Annotated in this window: 3 protein-coding genes; 1 reads left to right on the plus strand and 2 read right to left on the minus strand. The window is 42.9% G+C overall.

Features of this window, described 5'->3' with window-relative positions; genetic code table 11:
• Positions 1–1,027 (minus strand): ABC transporter permease (locus tag L650_RS0100710; protein ID WP_029771799.1); only part of this gene is annotated, 1,027 nt, incomplete at its 3' end.
• Positions 1,017–1,730, minus strand: coding sequence for an ABC transporter ATP-binding protein (locus L650_RS0100715; RefSeq protein ID WP_029771800.1), 714 nt, complete (start codon positions 1,728–1,730; stop codon positions 1,017–1,019). The genes L650_RS0100710 and L650_RS0100715, both read right to left, overlap by 11 nt.
• On the opposite strand from L650_RS0100715, the gene L650_RS0100720 reads away from it, so the two are divergent.
• Complete coding sequence (locus L650_RS0100720; RefSeq protein ID WP_024032180.1) at positions 1,731–2,354, plus strand: arylesterase; 624 nt, start codon at positions 1,731–1,733, stop codon at positions 2,352–2,354.
• Positions 2,355–2,524 lie beyond the last annotated feature (170 nt).

The raw sequence follows: 2,524 nt of genomic DNA on the forward strand, positions 1-2,524 counted from the left end.
CAGGTAAGCTCATATCCATACTTTTTGCTAAATAACCAGTGGCTATTTCTTGCAAACCGTAGCCTATGGCTAATCCCACAATAACCGCTAAAGCACACACCATGAGTAAGTGCATAAAATATATTTTACGAATTAATGCACGGCTTCCGCCAAGTGTTTTCATCATTGCTACGGGGTCGTATTGGCGCTCACAATAACGCTTTGCCGACACAGCAATAGCAACCGTAGCCAAAATAATGCCCAGCAAACCGGCCAGTAATAAAAAGCTTTCGGCACGGTTTAAGCTATTTGATATGGGTGATTGTCTATCTTTTACGCCATACCAACGTTGGTTTTCAGCCATTTGCGGCTTTAACCATTCATAAAACCGGGTTATATCTGATTCATCGCCTGCATAGAGCTGGCGATAATTTACTCGGCTGCCAGGTTGAATAACCTCAGTTTTTGCTACATCAGCAATATTTATAAGCACTCTGCGGCTGCTCGAAAATACATTAAACGGCGCATCTGGCTCTTCAACCACCACTTTTTCTACATTAAATACTGCTGCGCCTAGCTCTACTTGGCTGCCAATATCAATATTTAAGCTGTAAAAAACTGATTCGCTTAGCCACACATTGCCAGGCTTTGGGCCGCCCTGCGCTACTTGTGTTTCGCCAAGCAATGATGATTTTACTTTTAACTCGCCTTTTAACGGGTATTCGTTAGACGCCGCTTTTACTGAGGTAAATTGCATCTCGTCGTTGGCAAATAACATGGTATCAAAGTAGATCATTTGCGCAGTTTGTAAGTTTTCTTGTTTGGCTTTGCTAATAAACGCCGTATCTAGCTCATGGGCGCTTGCCAATACTCTATCTGCGGCAATAAACGCGCTACTTTTTTGCGCTATGCTTTGTGCTATTCGCTCAGTGACCATAGACAGTGTAAGCACCGTTAATACCGCCAGCGCAATGGCGGCACTAATTACCGTAAGTTCGCCGCGGCGAAATTCACGCGCAAATAATTTAAGTGCTAACTTAGCCCACATTCGCTACGTCCTCTTTTGAGTTTTTAACTAAGCAGCCCGCTTCAATTTGTACAATATGCTGGCACTTTTGCGCGAGTGCTTCATCGTGAGTTACTAAAATTAGCGTTGTGCCGTGTTGCTGGTTTAAATCAAATAATAGTGACTCCACCATTTTGCCGTTTTTACTGTCTAAATTTGCAGAGGGCTCATCGGCAAATAAAATTTTAGGTGTGCCAATAAAAGCGCGGGCAATGGCTACACGTTGCTGCTCACCACCAGAGAGTTGCGATGGGTAATGATCAATACGATGGCTCAGCCCCACTTTTTCTAATAGGGCAAGAGCTTGCTCTTTGGCATCGCTTTCGCCAGCAAGCTCTGACGGCAGCATCACGTTTTCAAGTGCGGTTAAGCTTTGTACCAACATAAAAGATTGAAATACAAAACCTACTTTTTCAGCACGCAATGCCGCGCGTTGCTCTTCATCTAATTTATGTAGCGGCTCGCCATCAAGGGTAATTTCACCACTGCTGGCGGTATCTAGCCCCGCTAATAAACTTAATAACGTGGATTTTCCTGAGCCAGAGGTGCCAACAATAGCAACTGACTCGCCATGCTTGACATTAAAGCTGATGTCGCTGAGGATGGGCAACTCACCTTCGAAGGTAGAAACTACTTTAGACAAACCATTTACTTGAATAATATTTAATTGAGAAAGCACTGACATATGACTCATTCAATCCTACGTTTTGTATTCGTTTTATTTTTAGTTATCAAACCACTTAGTGCGGCGGCCGACAACACGATTTTAATACTTGGAGACAGTTTAAGTGCAGCCTATGGGCTTAAACAAGAGCAAGGCTGGGTTAAATTGTTACAAGATAAATACGATGCAGAGCAGCGTAATATAGAGCTAATTAATGCCAGTATTAGTGGCGAAACTACCGGTGGCGCTTTACGCAGGCTAGATGCCTTACTAGCGCAATACCAACCAAGCCATGTACTTATTGAGCTTGGTGCTAATGATGGTTTACGTGGTTTTCCGGTAACAAAAATGCAGGCCAACTTAACGGATTTAATCGAAAAAAGCCAAGCTGAAAATGCCATGGTCGCGTTAATGGAAATTTATATTCCCCCTAATTACGGGCCGCGTTACAGTAAAATGTTCACTGACAGTTTTACACAAGTAAGTGAAAAAACAAATGCTCATTTACTTAACTTTTTTATGCTTAATGTGGCAGATAAGCCAAACTTAATGCAAAGAGATCAATTACATCCAAATAAAGAAGCACAACCGCTGATACGCGATGAAATGTATGACTCAATCAACCAATGGTTAAATAAAGATTAGCCCGCCTTGTTCTTTGGTGGCTTAACATGCGCTGCACGGCATGTGCTTACTAAGGGCGATACGCCCTTAGCTTAAAGTTTTTTAGCTCATTTGCACAATAAACACACGGCTAGCGCATTTTAATCCCAGACTCCAACAGGGTTGAGCGGTAATCATCGTCTAGCCCTGCC

The sequence above is a fragment of the Pseudoalteromonas sp. TB51 genome (genome assembly GCF_000498055.1).
GTDB classification, from domain to species: Bacteria; Pseudomonadota; Gammaproteobacteria; order Enterobacterales; family Alteromonadaceae; genus Pseudoalteromonas; species Pseudoalteromonas atlantica.